This window comes from Clostridium niameyense (assembly GCF_001243045.1).
Taxonomy (GTDB): Bacteria; Bacillota; Clostridia; order Clostridiales; family Clostridiaceae; genus Clostridium_F; species Clostridium_F niameyense.
In genome coordinates, this window is sequence record NZ_LN849007.1 from 1,132,657 (window position 1) to 1,150,563 (window position 17,907).

17 protein-coding genes are annotated in these 17,907 nt (G+C 25.7%); 16 read left to right on the top strand and 1 reads right to left on the bottom strand.

Features of this window, described 5'->3' with window-relative positions; genetic code table 11:
• Window positions 1-51 precede the first annotated feature (51 nt).
• The 4 genes from BN1711_RS06415 (at window position 52) to pglX (ending at window position 9,277) form a co-directional block, all read left to right on the top strand.
• Entirely contained in the window at window positions 52-1,404 is a 1,353-nt protein-coding gene (locus tag BN1711_RS06415) for an MATE family efflux transporter (RefSeq protein ID WP_050607343.1), read from the top strand.
• Between the two features lie 724 nt (window positions 1,405-2,128).
• On the top strand, window positions 2,129-4,420 hold the full coding sequence (locus tag BN1711_RS06420) for a ribonucleoside-diphosphate reductase subunit alpha (protein ID WP_050607344.1): 2,292 nt from the start codon (window positions 2,129-2,131) through the stop codon (window positions 4,418-4,420).
• Between the two features lie 17 nt (window positions 4,421-4,437).
• A complete protein-coding gene (locus BN1711_RS06425; RefSeq protein ID WP_050607345.1) occupies window positions 4,438-5,466 on the top strand; it encodes a ribonucleotide-diphosphate reductase subunit beta in 1,029 nt (342 codons plus the stop codon).
• 91 nt (window positions 5,467-5,557) lie between these two features.
• Window positions 5,558-9,277 (top strand): BREX-1 system adenine-specific DNA-methyltransferase PglX, encoded by a 3,720-nt coding sequence (gene pglX, locus BN1711_RS06430; protein WP_050607346.1) that lies wholly within the window; start codon window positions 5,558-5,560, stop codon window positions 9,275-9,277.
• 259 nt (window positions 9,278-9,536) lie between these two features.
• On the opposite strand, the gene BN1711_RS06435 is transcribed toward pglX, so the two are convergent.
• The gene (locus BN1711_RS06435) at window positions 9,537-10,013 is read right to left on the bottom strand and encodes a GreA/GreB family elongation factor (RefSeq protein ID WP_050607347.1); all 477 of its coding nucleotides are present in this window, start codon (window positions 10,011-10,013) and stop codon (window positions 9,537-9,539) included.
• Between the two features lie 181 nt (window positions 10,014-10,194).
• Here BN1711_RS06435 and BN1711_RS06440 point away from each other — a divergent pair, with 181 nt between their 5' ends.
• The 12 genes from BN1711_RS06440 to BN1711_RS06495 all read left to right on the top strand — a co-directional run bounded on the left by BN1711_RS06440 (window position 10,195) and on the right by BN1711_RS06495 (window position 17,892).
• Window positions 10,195-10,404 carry a hypothetical protein gene (locus BN1711_RS06440; RefSeq protein WP_129582135.1) on the top strand — a complete coding sequence of 70 codons (210 nt, stop codon included), beginning with the start codon at window positions 10,195-10,197 and terminating at the stop codon, window positions 10,402-10,404.
• Window positions 10,405-10,553: 149 nt separating this feature from the next.
• Complete coding sequence (locus BN1711_RS06445; protein WP_050607349.1) at window positions 10,554-11,258, top strand: response regulator transcription factor; 705 nt, start codon at window positions 10,554-10,556, stop codon at window positions 11,256-11,258.
• A 1-nt stretch (window position 11,259) separates the two neighbouring features.
• Window positions 11,260-12,171, top strand: a complete 912-nt coding sequence (locus BN1711_RS06450) for a sensor histidine kinase (protein ID WP_050607350.1) — start codon at window positions 11,260-11,262, stop codon at window positions 12,169-12,171.
• An 85-nt stretch (window positions 12,172-12,256) separates the two neighbouring features.
• Window positions 12,257-13,171, top strand: coding sequence for an ABC transporter ATP-binding protein (locus tag BN1711_RS06455; protein WP_050607351.1), 915 nt, complete (start codon window positions 12,257-12,259; stop codon window positions 13,169-13,171).
• Window positions 13,164-13,895, top strand: coding sequence for an ABC transporter permease (locus tag BN1711_RS06460; protein ID WP_050607352.1), 732 nt, complete (start codon window positions 13,164-13,166; stop codon window positions 13,893-13,895). Before BN1711_RS06455 ends, BN1711_RS06460 begins: the two co-directional genes overlap by 8 nt.
• A gap of 103 nt (window positions 13,896-13,998) precedes the next feature.
• Window positions 13,999-15,261 carry a S41 family peptidase gene (locus BN1711_RS06465; protein ID WP_050607353.1) on the top strand — a complete coding sequence of 421 codons (1,263 nt, stop codon included), beginning with the start codon at window positions 13,999-14,001 and terminating at the stop codon, window positions 15,259-15,261.
• A gap of 349 nt (window positions 15,262-15,610) precedes the next feature.
• Complete coding sequence (locus tag BN1711_RS06470) at window positions 15,611-16,063, top strand: DUF2975 domain-containing protein (protein WP_050607354.1); 453 nt, start codon at window positions 15,611-15,613, stop codon at window positions 16,061-16,063.
• Between the two features lie 158 nt (window positions 16,064-16,221).
• Window positions 16,222-16,434 (top strand): helix-turn-helix transcriptional regulator, encoded by a 213-nt coding sequence (locus BN1711_RS06475; RefSeq protein WP_050607355.1) that lies wholly within the window; start codon window positions 16,222-16,224, stop codon window positions 16,432-16,434.
• Entirely contained in the window at window positions 16,427-16,555 is a 129-nt protein-coding gene (locus BN1711_RS12845) for a hypothetical protein (protein WP_279233071.1), read from the top strand. The genes BN1711_RS06475 and BN1711_RS12845 overlap by 8 nt, the downstream gene beginning before the upstream one ends.
• A gap of 227 nt (window positions 16,556-16,782) precedes the next feature.
• On the top strand, window positions 16,783-16,986 hold the full coding sequence (locus BN1711_RS06485; RefSeq protein ID WP_050607356.1) for a WYL domain-containing protein: 204 nt from the start codon (window positions 16,783-16,785) through the stop codon (window positions 16,984-16,986).
• Between the two features lie 218 nt (window positions 16,987-17,204).
• On the top strand, window positions 17,205-17,405 hold the full coding sequence (locus BN1711_RS06490; protein WP_050607357.1) for a hypothetical protein: 201 nt from the start codon (window positions 17,205-17,207) through the stop codon (window positions 17,403-17,405).
• Window positions 17,406-17,469: 64 nt separating this feature from the next.
• On the top strand, window positions 17,470-17,892 hold the full coding sequence (locus tag BN1711_RS06495; RefSeq protein WP_050607358.1) for an N-acetyltransferase: 423 nt from the start codon (window positions 17,470-17,472) through the stop codon (window positions 17,890-17,892).
• The last annotated feature ends 15 nt before the right edge of the window (window positions 17,893-17,907 follow it).

Here is a 17,907-nt window from a genome sequence, read left to right on the forward strand (position 1 = left end):
AATAATTTATAAAATTATTTATTAAATATAACTAGAAAAGGTGTGATGTAAATGGAAAATAAAAGAGAAGATTTATTAATTAAATCACCAGTAGAATTAATGTTTAAGTTATGTATTCCAGCTATTATTGGAATGACGGTTATAGGACTATATTCATTTATGGACGGTGTTTTTGCTGGACAAATGATTGGGAAAGAAGCTATGGCAGCTATTTCTATAGCATATCCATTAACTTTGTTTAACAGCGGAATATCTACTTTAGTAGGAATAGGTTCAGCTTCAATACTATCAAGGGCTATAGGCAAGAAGGACAATAATACCATAAACAAAATAATGGGAAACCTTATAGCCAATGTATTATTATTTTCAACTATTGTTATGATTGTAGGAATTGTTTTTATAAGACCATTACTTCAAATCAGTGGAGCACAAGGAGAAATATTAAATTTGGGAGTTAGGTATTTAAAAATTGTGTTTTTAGGTTCTATATTTGTAAATTTTGCTCAAAGTGCAAACATGGTTATGCGTGGAGAAGGTAAAATGAAAGAAGCTATGTTAATTATGGGATTTGGAGCACTTTTAAACATTGTATTAGATCCTATACTAATTAAGGCATTTGGAGACAAGGGCATAGAAGGGGCAGCAGTAGCTACAATTTTATCCCAAATAATTCAGGCCATAATAACCCTTGTTTATTTTAAAAAAAAGAGCAAGAAGGTTAAAATTAATAAAATTAAATTAGAAAAAGACCTTAGAGGAGAGATGTTTTCGGTTGGAATATCAGCTATGATGATGCAAGTTTTCACTATTATACAACAAACACTTTTATATAGAATGGCGTTTAAATATGGTGGAAATACTCAAGCAATATTAATGGGTGCATCTCTTAGAATACAGGCATTTTCCTTTATTCCAATTTGGGGAATGAGTCAAGGATTGCAACCGGTAGTGGGAACTAATTATGGTGCGGAAAAATTCAATAGAGTAAAGAGGGCAACTAATATATTTATATTAGGATCAACTATACTTGCACTAGTATTTTGGATACCTATACAAGTGATGCCAAGTAAGGTATTAGGGTTATTTATAAAGGATACTCCTATTGTTTTATCAGGAATTTCTAATTTTAGAATTTTTTATTCAATATTTCCTTTGTATGGTGCACTTATTATGATGATAACATTCTTCCAATCAATAGGTAATGGAAAATCAGCAGGAAAGCTAGTATTATTAAGACAAATTATATTATATGTGCCTGCCATAATATTAATACCGACAATATTTGGTTTGCCAGCAGTATGGTTTACACAACCTTTAGTAGATTTTATAGTTATTTTACTGGGATTTGTTTTATTGTTTAAAGAGTATAGTAAAATGCAAAGGGAGTTAGGGGTACAGATATAAATTTATTTTTGTTAGAAATAAGGAACTAGGTAATTTAAGTATACTTAGTTTCTATTTTTATGTTATAATAAAAAAATTATATAAGGTTAAAATGGAATTAATATTATGAAAAATATAGTTAGAAATGGTTCATTAATAGCCTTTGCAACATCTATTTATAATAAAAGTAATTAGTTTCAACAATATTAAAAATAATTGATATAAAAATTTAATTATAGGAATTAGGGGGGAAGAGCCTTCTAATTCCTATTTTTATGTTATGAATAAGATATTAACTTAATCTAAATTATGTATACTAAACAAAAATGTAAACTTAAAATATAAATATAAAAAATTAATTTTAACATGAAAAACAATTTAAGATTTAATAATAATTATTATAGACAATAATAATTTGTATAGTTTAAATATTTTAACTATAAATTAAAAAAACTTAATTACTAATAATAGTATCAATACCATTATTAGTAGTTTTTTTCTTTTTAACAAATATAATTGCAATACAAATATTTAACTTTATATCTAATATAATTTACAATGGGAAAATATAATCAATACAATATATAGAGAATAAGAAAAATAAACACACAATATATAGGGTTAATTTAGCTACATTGCAAATTTAAACATTGATTTTAATGAGTTTATTTCTTATAATAATATTTATTAGCAAATAATAGGTGTTAAAATATAAATTTTATATTGTATAGGTAAGGTGTAATATATGAATATTAAAATTAAGAAAAGAAATGGTACATATGAACAATTACAAGTTAATAAGATAAAAAAAGTAATTAATTTTGCTTGCAATGGTTTAGATAAATGTGATCCATTAGATCTTGAGATAGATTCTAAAATACAATTTAGAGATGGTATGAGCACTCGGGAAATTCAAAAAATATTAATTCAAACGGCAATAGAAAAAATAATTCAAACAACTACTGATGATTATGGTAATAGTTTTAAAGAGGCCAATACTAATTGGCAGTATGTTGCAGCTAGGTTACTTTTATTTGATTTGTATAAAGAAGCTAAAATAAATAGAGATTACAGTAATTTTGGATATGGTGATTTTTATGCACTTGTAAAGAAACTATCCTACATGAATCTTTATGGAGAATATTTAATGAAAAACTATTCTGATGATGAGATAAAGGAATTATCATCTTATATAGTTCCAAAAAGAGATGAGCTTTTTAATTATGAAGGATTAAAATTATTAAATGATAGATATTTGGTTAAGGGATTTAATGGAGAGGTAATGGAGCTCCCACAAGAAAGATTTATGGTTATAGCAATGCATTTAGCTATACCAGAAGAAAAAAATAAGGTTTTTTATGCAAAGAAGTTTTATGATTTAATGAGTAAACTTAAAATGACTGTGGCAACACCTACTTTGGGAAATGCCGGAACGCTTTTTTATCAATTAAGTAGCTGTTTTATTTCTTCTGTAGGAGATAATCTTTGGTCTATTTATGATGTAAATCAAAAATTTTCTCAAGTTTCAAAGCATGGTGGAGCCCTTGGAATATACTTAGGCAAAATAAGAGCTTTAAATAGTGAAATAAGAGGAATAAAAAATGCATCTGGTGGAGTAATACCTTGGATAAAACTCTATAACGATACAGCTGTTGCTGTTGATCAATTAGGAAAACGTAAGGGCGGGTCAGCTATAACATTAGATATATGGCATAAAGATATTTATGATTTCTTAGATCTTAAGACTAACAACGGTGACGATAGAAGAAAAGCCCATGATATTTTTACTTCTGTAAGTATTCCAGATTTATATATGGAGAGACTTGAAAAAAGAGGAAAATGGTGTTTATTTGATCCTTACGAAGTGAAAAAAGTTATGGGGTATAGACTGGAAGATTACTTTGATGAAAAGGATGATAAAATATTTACCAGGAAATATTTGGAATGTGAAAGAAATTTAAAAATTTTAAGAAAAGAAGTTCCAGCTCTTGATATAATGAAAAAAATAATGAAAAGCGCTGTAGAGACAGGAACTCCTTTTATATTCTTTAGAGATACTGTAAATCGAGCTAATCCTAATAAACATAGAGGAATGATATATGCTTCTAATTTATGTCATGAGATAGCTCAAAATATGAGTGAGAGTACACTTATGGATGAAGAAATTATAGATAAAGATGGTACAGCTCAAGTAATTCAAAGAGTGAAATCCGGAGATATGGTAACTTGTAATCTTAATTCTATTAATTTAAGTAAGGTATCTTTAGAGGAACTTAAAGATACAATTCCTTACCAGATAAGGATGCTAGATAATGTTATTTCACTCAATAAATTTCCTGTTAAAGAATCTGAAATAACTAGTAATAAATATAGAGCTATAGGACTTGGAACTAGTGGATATCATGAGTTTCTTGTAAATAATAAAATACAATGGGAAAGTGAAGAACATTTAAAAATAGCAGATAAATTATTTGAAGAAATAGCTTATGAATCAATAAAAGCTTCTATGGAACTTGCAAAGGAAAAGGGGGCTTATAAAGCCTTTGAAGGCTCTGAATGGAGTACGGGAGAGTATTTTGAAAGAAGAGGATATATATCAGATAAGTGGATAAAATTAAAAGAAGATATTAAAAAATACGGGATAAGAAATGGATATATTATGGCTATTGCACCTACAGGCAGCACTTCAAATATTGCAAATACCACAGCAGGCATAGATCCTGTATTTAAAAAGTTTTTTATTGAGGAAAAGAAGGGAAGTTTTACTCCTAAAACTGCACCTAATTTAAATAAAGATAATTTTTGGTATTATAAGGAGGCTCATACTATTGATCAGCAGTGGAGTATAAAAGCTTGCGCTATAAGGCAAAAACATATAGATCAGTCTCAGTCTTTTAATTTATATATTACTCCTAACTTAAAAGCAAAAGAAATATTAGATATGTATATGGAATGTTGGAGAGAGGGAGTTAAAACTATTTATTATGTAAGAAATAAATCCATAGAAATGGATGAGTGCACAAGTTGTTCAAGTTAATATAAGGGGTGAATTGAATGTTAAAAAAGAAGATTTTTAATGAAAAAGGTAATCGTGGAACAGAAACCATGATAAATGGAAATACCACCAATTTAAGAGAATGGAATAGGATAAAATACAACTGGGCTAATGAAATGTATAGAAACATGTTAAATAATTTTTGGATTCCCGAGGAAATATCATTAAATGAAGATGTTAAACAATTCTCCTATTTAACGGAGGGGGAAAGAAGGGCCTTTGACAAAATAATTTCTTTTTTAAATTTTTTAGATTCTATACAAAGTGAGAATTTGCCTAATTTATCTAGATATATAACAGCCCCTGAAGTAACATCACTTTTAAATATTCAAGCTTTTCAAGAAGAGATACATGCACAAAGCTATTCTTATATACTGGATACAGTTACAGACTCTATAACCAGGGACAATATATACGATGAGTGGAGAGAAGATAAGCATTTATTAAAGAGAAATAAGTTTATAGCAAGCATATATCAAGAGTTTAATGAAACCCCAGATGTTAAAAATTTCTTAAAAACTATAATGGCTAACTATATACTAGAGGGAATATATTTTTATTCAGGTTTTAGCTTTTTTTATACTTTAGCAAGACAAGGAAAAATGACAGCTACAAGCACTATATTTAAGTATATAAATAGGGATGAAATAACTCACTTAGTATTATTCCAAAATATAATTAAAGAATTAAAAAAGGAAAATCCAGATATATTTGTAGGGGAAATAACTGATGAGTTTAGAGTAATGATGAAAATCGGAGTAGAGCATGAAATTGAGTGGGGTAGGTATGTAACGGATAATGAAATATTAGGTCTTAATGATGAACTTATAGAAAAATACATTAAATATCTTTCAAATCTAAGACTAACGGCTATTGGTTTAGAACCTTTATATCCCGAAATTACAAAGCATCCTATGAGTTGGATAGAGGGATTTTCAAGACTTAACAATACAAAAACAGATTTTTTTGAAGCTAAAGTTACAAATTATACTAAAGCTGCAGCCTTTGACTTTGATGACTTAGAATAAAATACTTTGTTTTAGAGCGTTTATATTAATATATTTATTGTATGATATAATATTTATGGAAAAAACCAAGTATTATATGGAGGGTACATACATGGATAAAGGGAAAATAAAATCTTTTGCTATGAAAGCTAGAAAAAATCTTATTAAAGCTGTTACAGATAAGGCTAATGAAATAGGAATAAAAATAGATTATAGTGCTCATGAATTACAGATAAAAGAAACGGAAGATATAAGTAATATATATATAAATCGTAGAGAAAGCTTAATAAATAAGATAAATGAATATAGCAAAGAAAAAGGTCTTATATATGGTTTTGAACAAGTTGTAGAAGAAGTTGCGTATACTTGGTTTAGTAGATTTATAGCTCTTAGATATATGGAAGTTAATGATTATCTTCCATTAGGCATAAGAATCCTTTCATCTCAAATAGAAAATAAATTAGAGCCAGATATTTTAACAAGAGTTTCTGAAGTTATAGATGAATTAGAGCTTAATGCTGAATATATATATAAATTATCAGATAATAACAATACTCAAAATAGAGAGAAAGCATATAAACAAATTTTAATAAAACAATGTAATAAACTAGAATATATAATGCCCCAAGTCTTCAAAGAAATTACTGATTATACTGAATTACTATGTCCAGATAATCTTTTACAGGAGGGTTCTGTAATAAGGACAATGGTAGAAGAAATTGAAGAGAAAAATTGGATAGGAAATGTAGAAATAATAGGCTGGTTATATCAATATTACATATCGGAAAAAAAAGATGAAGTTTTTTCTGCTTTAAAGAAAAATATTAAGATAACAAAAGAAAACATACCAGCAGCTACCCAATTATTTACTCCAAAATGGATAGTTAAATATATGGTAGAAAATTCCTTAGGAAAGTTGTGGCTAGAAGGTCATCCCAATAAAGAACTCCAAAGTGAATGGAAGTATTACTTAGAAGATAAAAAGCAAGTAGAAGAAGTGGAAGAAGAATTAAAGGAAATAAGAAAAGAACATTCAAAATTAAATCCAGAAAATATAAAAGTCTTAGATCCTTGCATGGGATCAGGGCATATTTTAGTATATGCTTTTGATGTGCTTTATAAAATATATAAAACGGTAGGATATAAAGAAAGGGAAATTCCAAGGTTAATACTTAAAAATAACCTCTATGGATTAGATATAGATGATATAGCTGAACAATTAGCATCTTTTGCTTTGATTATGAAAGCTAGATATTATAATAGAAATTTATTTAGAGAGATGGAAAAAGAAAAAATAGAATTAAATCTTTGTTCAATACAAGAAAGTAATGAAATTTCAAAGGAAGTATTAAATTATTTTGTAGGAGAAGATGACAAGTTAAGAGAGGATATAGGATATTTAGTAAATGTATTTAAGGATGCTAAAGAATATGGATCTATGCTTGAAGTTAAAGAAGTTAATTTTAATAATATAAAGCAAAGGGTAATTGAAATATTTAATGATAAAAATTCGGTAGAAATAGATAATTCCATTTATAAATATAAGAATGTAATATTAGAAAAGCTTATTCCAATTATAAAACAAGGAAAAATAATGAGCCAAAAGTATGAAGTTTGTTGTACTAATCCACCTTATATGGGAATTAGGGGGATGAATAAAAAAATGGCACTTTACTTAGAGAAAAATTATGTTTTATCTAAGTATGATTTATTTTCAGTATATATGGAGGTATGTAAAAACAAGCTTAAAAGTAATGGATTATATTCTATAATAAATCAACATTCATGGATGTTTTTATCAAGTTTTTTGAATTTTAGACTAGAATTATTAGACAAATTAACTTTCCTACAGTTAGTGCATTTAGGATCACGGGCTTTTGAAGAAAATGTAGGAACCATAGTTCAAAGTGTTATGTTTGTATGTAGAAATAAAAGAAGTCCAAAGTATGCTACTTATTGTATTGATTTAACTAAAGCAGAAGATAGTAAATCTAAAAATGAACTTTTTTTAGCTCTTGATAAAAGTAAAGTATGTAATTACAAAGATATAAATCTTAATAAATTATTAGTAATTCCAACAAAACCATTTGCATATTGGGTTTCAAAAAACATTTTAAATATTTGTAAGAGTAATAATAGGTTTGAGGATTTTGCAAAACCTAGGCAGGGAATGGCCACATCAGATAATAAAAGATTTTTAAAAAAATGGTATGAAGTTAATATTAATAATATAAGTTTTACTTCTGATAGTGCAAAATCAGCTTTATTAACTAATAAAAAATGGTTTCCTTATAATAAAGGAGGTACATCCAGAAAGTGGTATGGTAATAATGAATTTATTATAAATTGGTTTAATGATGGTGAAGAGGTTAAAGCATATGCATCTAAACTTTATAAATCATATAGTAGAACTATAAAAAATGAACAGTTTTATTTTAATGAATGTATAACTTATACATTCATCTCAGAAAATATGGGAGCCAGATATTCACCAAAAGGATTTATATTTGATGTAGCAGGTTCATCTATATTTTTAAATAGTGAGAATATAAAAGTAATATTAGGACTATTGTGTAGTAAGGTTTCTAGTTTATTTTTAGATATTATGAATCCCACTTATAATATACAGGTAGGGGATATTAAGAATATACCAATATGTAAAGAGATATTTGCAGCGGAAAACACCACAAAAATTGAAAAATTAGTAGTGGATAATATTTATATTTCAAAACAAGATTGGGACTTCTTTGAAACCTCTTGTAATTTTAAATGTCATCCATTATTAACTTTTAGAGGAAATAGTTTAGAAGATTCCTTTAATAATTGGAGTGAATTTACAAGGAAACAATTTAATAGATTAAAGGCTAATGAAGAAGAACTAAATGCTATATTTATTAACATTTATGGAGTGGAAAATGAATTAAACCCTAAGGTTTATGATAAAGATGTAACTATTAGAAAAGCAAATAGGAAAATAGATATAAAGTCCTTTATTTCATATGCTGTAGGGTGTATGTTTGGTAGATATTCAATGGATGTAGAAGGTTTAATATATGCTGGTGGACAATGGAATCATAAGTTTAGAGTATTAAAAGATAAAAACTTAAATTTAAGTAGTTTAAGGTATGAAGTAAGAAAAATAAAAGAAGACGAAAATAGAAATATATTGGAGGATAATTGGATTAATGTAAGCTTTATACCGGATGAGGATAATATTATTCCAATAACTGATGATGAATATTTTGAAGAAGATATAGTTTCAAGATTTATAGAATTTGTTAAAATTGTATATGGTGAAGAAACGTTAGAGAAGAACTTAGATTTTATTGCTGATTCTATAGGAAGAAAATCATCACAGACTTCAAGACAAGCAATTAGAATGTATTTTCTAAAGGATTTTTATAAAGATCATTTAAAAACTTATGAGAAAAGGCCTATTTATTGGTTATTTGATTCTGGTAAAAATAATGGATTTAAATCCTTAATATATGTTCATAGATATGATGATCAAATTGTAACTAAAGTTAGAGAAAAGTATCTTCATATTCTTCAAAGAAAGTATGAAAGAGAAATACATAAACTTCAATTAGTTTTGACTTCTAAAGAATATACTTCAAAAGATAAAACTTTAGCTAAAAAGAAAATAAGCAAAATTGTAAAACAAATGGAAGAATGTAGAAAATATGATGAGGTAGCAACATACTTAGCTAATAAAAAAATAGTTATTGATTTAGATGATGGAGTTAGAGTTAATTATGATAAATTTCAAGGAATTGAATTTATAAGTTCTAAAGGTAAAAAGATTAAGATGAATTTACTAGGTAAAATATAATTGAAACACCAGAGAAAAAAATATAAAATTTATTCATATAAATCACTTAATTTTGTTTTTAATATAAAGGAAATTTGGCATGGTTTTAATTACAAGAATTATACATTCCATCTTTAAAGTTACTAAGAACTAATATTATTGGTAATCTACCACAAGAATACTGTCTTCAAAATACAATTAATAGCTAATTATAAGGTCATATTAACTACAAAGTAATAATATTAAACATATTTATATTATTACTTTGTAGTTTTTATTATTAATTAGTAACACTTAATATATCTAATATTTCTACTGTATATTTTCCTTGAGGGGCATCTACTTCAACTTTATCCCCAATTTTTTTATTATATAATGCTTTGCCTAAATCTGATTCTATACTTATGAACATATTTTCTAAATCTACATCCATAGTAGTTACCAAAGTTACATTAGTTTCGAAATCATCCTCCAAAAATTTGATTTTTGCTGTAGTATTAATTCCTACTAATGATTCATCCACATTTTTATTGTCTATTACTGTAGCTGTAGAAATCATAGTTAGTAAGTACTGAATTCTATCATCATTTCGTCTATAATTTGCACAGGCTTCTTTATATTCTGCATTTTCAGATCTATCACCGTGGGAAGCTGCTATTAATTTTTCTTTTGCAATTTCAGCTCTTTTTACAGTCATTCTGTAATTTAGTTCTTCTTCTAATTTTTTTATATTTTCAGCCGTTAATGTGTTATTCATAAAATTAAACATCCTTTTCTATACATTATAATAATATTATATAATATATAGAAAAAAATAAAAGGTATTTTAGTTGTTGTTTTTTAATAATTGAAAAGTTTATTAAGTGATTTTATCATTTTTAATGCTATTTTAAAAACAACTATAAATGAAAACTACCCTAAATACTCACTATTATAAATTGATAGTAAGTATTTTTGTTTATATAAGAATTGATTTAGAGGATATACAAAAAATAAAAGGAAAAATAATAATTATAATTGCTTATAGACTTAAAACTATTGAAAATACATATCAAATTTTAGTAATTAATAATGGTAAGATTGAACAAAAGGGTACCATAAGAAGCTATTTAAAAAACAGGGAACTTATAAAAGATTTATTGATATAAGAAAAAAATCGGAAGTATGGAATATATAAAGATTTTGTATTTTAAAGATATCTCAAAATTAATTTTGGGATATCTTTTGTTGTGTAAATATGGTATATTATAGCAGGAATAAAGTAATCATAAAGACTTTTAAAGTAGGGAGATATTTCATGGAGCATTTAGATAATACTGAAGTTTTAATAATTGAAGATGATAAGGATATAAACAACTTAATAAAAAGGGCTTTAAATAAAGAAGGATTCAATGTGGTACAAGCATTTGATGGAATGGATGGATTTGCAAAATATAAATCTAGTAATTGTGCTATTATAATTTTAGATATAATGCTTCCTTTTGTAGATGGAATAGAAGTTATGAAAAAGATAAGAGAAGAAAGTGTAGTTCCTATTATAATATTATCTGCTAAAGGAGAAGAAGTAGATAGAATATCAGCTCTTGGATTAGGAGCAGATGATTATGTTGTAAAACCTTTTTTTGTAGGGGAATTAGTAGCTAGGATCAAATCTCATCTTAGAAGATATACTAAATTTACCCCAAATAATAAAAAAGAAAACTCAATAAAAAGGGGGTATATAACTTTAGATCTAAATAATTATTGTATATATAGAAAAGGGGAAAAAATAACCCTTACCGCAAAGGAATTTGATTTATTAAAATTATTTTTTACAAGTCCCAATAGAGTATTTACAAAGGTACAGATATTTGAAAGTGTTTGGAAGGAAGAATATATGGGGGAAGATAATACAGTAATGGTTCATATAAGAAGACTTAGAAATAAAATAGAAGAAAACCCCAATAAACCCAAATATATAGTAACAATATGGGGAATTGGATACAAATTAGGAGTGATGTAATTTGATCATAATAGTACTTCTAATAATTATATTGATACTAGTAGTAATTATTTGGAATTTAAATAAAAAAATCTATTATATTAATAAATTACTAAAAAACATTGAAGAGGGAAACTTTAATATAAGAATTAGAATGCAAAATTGCAACAAAAATTTAAAAAAATTAACAGTAACCATTAATAATTTATTAGATAAATTCCAAAATACATATAAATTGAATAAAGAATATGAGTTAGAAAGAAAGACAATGATAACCAATATATCTCATGATTTAAGAACTCCTGTAACTTCATTACTAGGATATATAGAAGTTATAAAATCTAGTAAACATTTAAGTGAAGAAGAAAAAGAAGAGTATTTAACTATAATTGAACATAAGGGTAATAGTTTAAGAAGTTTAATGGATGAATTTTTCCAGTTATCTAAATTAGAAACTAATGATATTAAGTTAAAAAAGGAAGAATTCAATTTATCAGAGCTTATAAGACAAAATATAATTTTATTTTATAATAGCTTTAATAATCTTAATATAAATCCTATTATAAATATACCAAAAGAAGATGTTTATATACTAGGAGATAAAAAAGCAAATGAGAGGATTTTTAATAATCTTATATCTAATGCAATTAAGTATGGATGTGATGGAAAAAACATAGGTGTTGATTTAGTATGTAGTAAAAATAATGTAAAAATAACAGTTTGGGATGAAGGAAAGGGAATACCTAAAGATGATTTATCTTTAATATTTAAAAGACTATATACTCTAGAAAAGTCTAGAAACAGAAGTTTTCAAGGTAGTGGTTTAGGTCTTACAATAGTTAAAAAGCTAGTAGAAATGCAAAATGGAACTATAATTGCGGAAAGCATTCCTAATAAAAAAACTAAATTTATAGTTACTTTACCTAATATTTAAGAAACATTTAAGGAGTATTTAAGCCTTGTGTAAAAAGTATGTTTTATAATTAAAACATAGTTTTTTATTTATAAGAGGTGATTTAATGAATTATATACTTAGAACTTATGACTTAACTAAAAAATATAAAAATTTAAATGTAGTAGATAATCTTAATTTAAATGTAGAACAAGGAGATATATATGGTTTTCTTGGTAAAAATGGTGCAGGAAAAACCACTACTATAAAAATGATTTTAGGAATTTTAAAATCTAGCCATGGTGAAATAGAATTGTTTAGAAATAAAATCTTAGACAGAAAATGTTATGGGAGAATAGGATGTTTAGTAGATTATCCAGGATTTTATTTAAATCTAACAGCAGAAGAAAACTTAGAAATACATAGGAGAATGATTGGATATCCATCAAAAGATAGTATAAAGACAACTTTAGAAATAGTAGGGTTAAAAGATGTAGGTAATAAAAAGGTTAAAAATTTCTCTTTAGGAATGAAGCAAAGATTAGGAATTGCAAGGGCTATTTTACATCATCCTGAATTTTTAATACTGGACGAACCTACTAATGGATTAGATCCTATAGGAATAAAAGAGATAAGAGAATTAATACTTGATTTAAACCAAAAATTTCAAATCACTGTATTTATATCTAGTCACATTTTAAGTGAAATACAATTATTGGTTAATAAGATTGGGATAATCCATAAGGGAAAACTTATTGAGGAAATAGATTATGATGAACTTCAAAAAAGGAATAGACATTATATTCAACTAAAGGTAGACAATGATAAAAAAGCTTCATTTATGTTAGAAAATAAACTTAATATAAATGATTATGTAATATGGGAAAATGGGAAAATTAGAATATATGAAAAATTAAACGAAGCATGGAAAATAAACAAGCTATTAGTGTCAAATGACGTAAATGTTGATGAGTTACGCTTAACTATAGATAACTTAGAAGATCACTTTGTAAGATTAACAGGAGGGGCTTGTGATGTTTAATGCAATTTATTGTGAATTTTTAAAATTAAAAAGATCACCAATATGCTTATTATTAATAGTGGGTATTGTAACAGCACCTTTGATTATGCTGTTTGGTCAATTATATAGGAAGGATATAGTAGAGTGGGAACTTTATATGACAAATATAGAAGCTATGATGTTTTTAGTTATAGGATTAATATTTTTTACACTAATAGCATCTTATATTTATGCCAGAGAATTTACAGAAAAAGTTTCTTGTGTTACCTATTCATATCCTATAAGTAAAACAAAAATTTTTGTAGCTAAATTAATAACTTTATTTACATGTATATTTATTGTTTATACTTTGCAATTCATAGTTATGCTCATTATTGGATGTAGTATAGATCATGATCCTTTAGATATGAATTTTGTAATGTTAAATATAAAAATATACATTTATTCTATGCTATTTCAATTTGCTATAACCCCACTAGCGATATTTATAGTTAGTATAAGTAAAAATATGATTATACCTATGATATATAGTATTATAGGTACTTTAATTACTTTAGTTGCAGCACAAAATCTGGATTATGGTATTTATTTTCCTTTATGCTATCCATCTATACCTTTAATGTCGCTTAAGTTTAATAATATGAATTTGATTATAAGTAAATATACAATAGAAATTTCCATAGTATTTTTTATTATAACAATATTTGTTTCCATACTTTATTATGAAAAATGTGATATTTATTAGATATAAACCTAAATATTATTATTTTAATATAGTAAGATATATATGGTTTTTATAAAAATGTTTAATAACTATGATAAAATAATACAATATAAGAGGTGCGTATATGAAAAGGTTAAGAATTATTTTTATATCGTTAATAATTGTTATAATAGCTACAGCAGCTATATTAGGAGGCTTCAAAAGTAAATATACTGCAGATCCTAATAATAGAAATGAAAAATGGACAAAGGATATAGAATATTTAGAGAAACAACTTCCTAAAAAACATAAAAACTTATTTTTTAGTTTAAGCGAGGAAAAGTTTCATAAAGAAATAGAAAGCTTAAAAAATCAAGTGCCAAAGCTTAATGATGATGAAGTTAAAGTTCAAATATACAAAATTGTAGCTTCTGTAAATGATGCTCATACAAGTGCTTATTCTGAAACAGAAAAGACATTTCCAATAAATTTATACTGGTTTAAGGAAGGGATATATGCTATAAATACATTACCAGAATACAAAGAAATATTAAATTGCAAATTAATTAAAATCAACGGAAAAAATATAGATGATGTAGAAAAAGAAACTAGCAAAATTATATCTCATGAAAACAAAGCTCAACTTAAAAATAGAATTCCAAAAATTTTAACTAATCCATCTATGCTTCATGGATTAAAAATTATAGACTCCACAGAAAAAGCTACATTTACCTTTCAAGATGAACAAAATAAAATTTTTGATGTAGATATAAAATCAGTTAAAGCCAATGAAAACCTAGTTAAAAAGCTTAAATCAAATAACAGGGACAAAGATATGCCCTTATATATGCAAAACCAAGATAAGAATTATTGGTTTAAATACTTAAAAACTGAAAAAATCATGTATTTTAAATATAATTCTTGTATGGAAATGAAGGACAAACCTTTTAAAGATTTTTCTAAGGAGTTATTAAATTCCATAGATAAAAACAATCCTGAAAAATTAGTTATTGATTTAAGAGATAATGGAGGAGGACGATCATCTATATTAGACTCATTTATAAAACAAATAAAGAAACGTAATATAAACAATAAAAATAAATTATTTGTAATATTAGGTAGAAGGACTTTCTCATCAGCCATATTAAATGCTATAACACTTAAAAACCAAACCGAAGCAATCTTTGTGGGGGAACCTACAGGTGGAAAACCAAATCACTATGGAGAAGTAAGAGAATTTAAATTACCAAACACTAAAATGATCATAAGCTACTCCAAGAAATACTTTGAAACATTTAAAGAAGATACACCATCCTTTATGCCAGACAAAATAATAGAACCATCAATTTATGAATTTAAGGATAATAAAGATATAATATTAGAAAGTATATATAACTATAAAAACTAAATAAATTATAAAATAAGAGTCTATATTTTTAGTTAAAGCTTATCTAAGGGTTATATTTAACACTTGGATAAGCTTTAATAATCTAGACTCTTATTTTTTATAATTCTTATTGATTATTCAGGATGTTTTTCACATAAGGAATTTATCAAAATATTTCTTCAATAAAATGATACTAAAGTTATTCAATATATTTTTATCATTATTAAATAAATATATATTGAATATCAATAATAAATATGGTATATTATAACTACAGAAATTTAAATATTATAAATATAATTTATAATATTTTTTAAACTGAAAGTTACTGCAATATATAATTATAAGTTATTTCACAAGGGGGATTAAAATGAGAGAAAATTTAATAAAAATATCAAAAGTAATTTTAACAGTAGTAAAAATATGTGCTATAGTATCAATTTTTGCAACTATTTTTGGAGGTTTTCCAAAGAAATTACCTGAAACTATCCCAAAAGAAGCATTTTTATTATGTGGAATAGTGTCAATACTTTATTCTATTTTCTACTATTTAATTGCTAATAATATAATTTTTATTATTAATAACTCTAGGGAGAATCCATTTATTATGGACATTGTAAAAAGATTTGATAGAACAGGAATTTACTTAATAATTATTTCTGTAATGGATTACATTAAAAATCATAGTAATATACTTAGAACTGATACTAATAAAGTTAGTAATGTAGGATTTATACTCCTAAGTGGAATTATGTGTTTTGTAATTTCAAATATAATTTATAAAGCTATCAAAATTAAGGATGATAATGATCTTACTATTTAATAAATATAAATTTAACTTAAATCAGTTATAAATTTAAGCGTCAAAATAAACCTTTTGTGGGACAGAAAACATTTACCTGGATATTAATGTGCAAATAAAGTATTCATGTATTGACAAAATATAATCAGTAGATTACATTTTGTTAAGGAGGTAATACCTTGATACAGAATCGAATTAAGGTTTTGAGAGCAGAGCATGATTGGACGCAAGCAGATTTAGCTGAAAAGGTAGGTATTTCTCGCCAAGCGGTTATATCAATTGAGAAGTATAAATATACTCCCTCATTAGAATTAGTTTTCAAAATTGCAGAAGTTTTTAATCTTTCAATTAATGAAGTTTTTGAACACAAAAGGGGGGGAGACGATGAATGAACAAACTATTATTTTATTTTTCCTTATTGTTGGTACTGGCATTACTCTTTTTCTTTATGTATGGAAAGCTAAAAAGGATATTGATTATAAAAAAGATGAACGTTGGCAATTGATTCAGTGAATTGTTTAAACTATATATTGATAGTATTTTTAGCTATAGGAGAAGTTGTGTTGTTATTTTCTAATATTCAAATAACCATTACTTTGAATCGTGTTTTAATTTATGCTGTATTATTCATTCGTTTGCGCAATACGATAGAATTGTTTGCATTAAGATATTTCGATAGACTAATGTAAACATAGTAGTGTTAATTAACACTAAATAGTAATTTGAATAGGCATAATTATATGGGAAATTATAGATTATTTAAAATAACAAGAATAAAGGATATAAATATTTTGGATGAAATATTTTCAAGAGAATTATCAAAAAAGCTATACAATGAGGAAAATATAAAAATGATTACTTTAGAATTAGAAATGTTAAAAGAAATGGCTTATAGAGTATATGATGAATTTACAAAAGAGAATGTTACAATTATAGAAAATTGAAACTTTTTAATTAAAGTAGAATATCTAGAAAGTGATTGGTTATATGGATATATACTATCTTTTGTAGAAAATATAAAAGTTGTTTCAGCAGTAAGTATAAAACAAAAAGTGAGAGAAAAATTGGAAAAGACTATTAGAATTTATTTACGATATTTAAATATGTTGTAACATTTAATACCTTATAATAAGAATGGAGGAATAAAGAAAAAGAACTTTAGTTGCCAAATGAAAAACCAACTTTAGTTAAAGTTCCTAAAGTAAAATATTTTTGTATTAAGGGAAAAGGAAATCTCAACGATGAAGATTTCTCTAATAGAATAGATGTTTTATGTTCTCCTACTTGTGCAGTAAGAATGATGCCTAAAAATGGATTTACATCTGATAGATATTTTGACTGTGTACTCTTAGATGGTAACTAAATAATAAATTCTAATTTTGGGGTGAGTAATATAAATAGTAATTTATATAACAAGGAGAGTAACTATGATTAGAGAGTTTAGAACAACGGATATTGATAGAATAATGCAACTATGGCTTGATACAAATATTTTAGCACATAATTTTATTAACAGTAAATATTGGATAGAGAACTTTGGAGCAGTTAAAGAAATGATGCCTAAAGCAACAATATATGTATATGAGGAGAATGGTGAGATACAGGCATTTATTGGTTTGATAGAAAGTTTTGTAGCAGGATTATTTGTATCAAGTGATTTTCAGTCAAAAGGGATTGGAAAATTATTATTGGATTATTCAAGATGTAAACACAGTGAATTGTCTTTATGTGTTTATAAGAAGAATAATCGTGCATTACGATTTTATTTAAGAGAAGGTTTTATAATTTCTACAGAGCAAATAGATGAAAATACTGGTGAAATAGAGTTAGTTATGGAATGGAAAAATTGAACATAATGGAACTTA

Bases quoted from the DNA above. Each gene is read 5' to 3' on its own strand.
- BN1711_RS06415 (WP_050607343.1), top strand. From the start codon at position 52: ATGGAAAATAAAAGAGAAGATTTATTAATTAAATCACCAGTAGAATTA.
- BN1711_RS06420 (WP_050607344.1), top strand. From the start codon at position 2,129: ATGAATATTAAAATTAAGAAAAGAAATGGTACATATGAACAATTACAA.
- BN1711_RS06425 (WP_050607345.1), top strand. From the start codon at position 4,438: ATGTTAAAAAAGAAGATTTTTAATGAAAAAGGTAATCGTGGAACAGAA.
- pglX (WP_050607346.1), top strand. From the start codon at position 5,558: ATGGATAAAGGGAAAATAAAATCTTTTGCTATGAAAGCTAGAAAAAAT.
- BN1711_RS06435 (WP_050607347.1), bottom strand. From the start codon at position 10,013: ATGAATAACACATTAACGGCTGAAAATATAAAAAAATTAGAAGAAGAA.
- BN1711_RS06445 (WP_050607349.1), top strand. From the start codon at position 10,554: ATGGAGCATTTAGATAATACTGAAGTTTTAATAATTGAAGATGATAAG.
- BN1711_RS06455 (WP_050607351.1), top strand. From the start codon at position 12,257: ATGAATTATATACTTAGAACTTATGACTTAACTAAAAAATATAAAAAT.
- BN1711_RS06460 (WP_050607352.1), top strand. From the start codon at position 13,164: ATGTTTAATGCAATTTATTGTGAATTTTTAAAATTAAAAAGATCACCA.
- BN1711_RS06465 (WP_050607353.1), top strand. From the start codon at position 13,999: ATGAAAAGGTTAAGAATTATTTTTATATCGTTAATAATTGTTATAATA.
- BN1711_RS06470 (WP_050607354.1), top strand. From the start codon at position 15,611: ATGAGAGAAAATTTAATAAAAATATCAAAAGTAATTTTAACAGTAGTA.
- BN1711_RS12845 (WP_279233071.1), top strand. From the start codon at position 16,427: ATGAATGAACAAACTATTATTTTATTTTTCCTTATTGTTGGTACTGGC.
- BN1711_RS06485 (WP_050607356.1), top strand. From the start codon at position 16,783: ATGGGAAATTATAGATTATTTAAAATAACAAGAATAAAGGATATAAAT.
- BN1711_RS06495 (WP_050607358.1), top strand. From the start codon at position 17,470: ATGATTAGAGAGTTTAGAACAACGGATATTGATAGAATAATGCAACTA.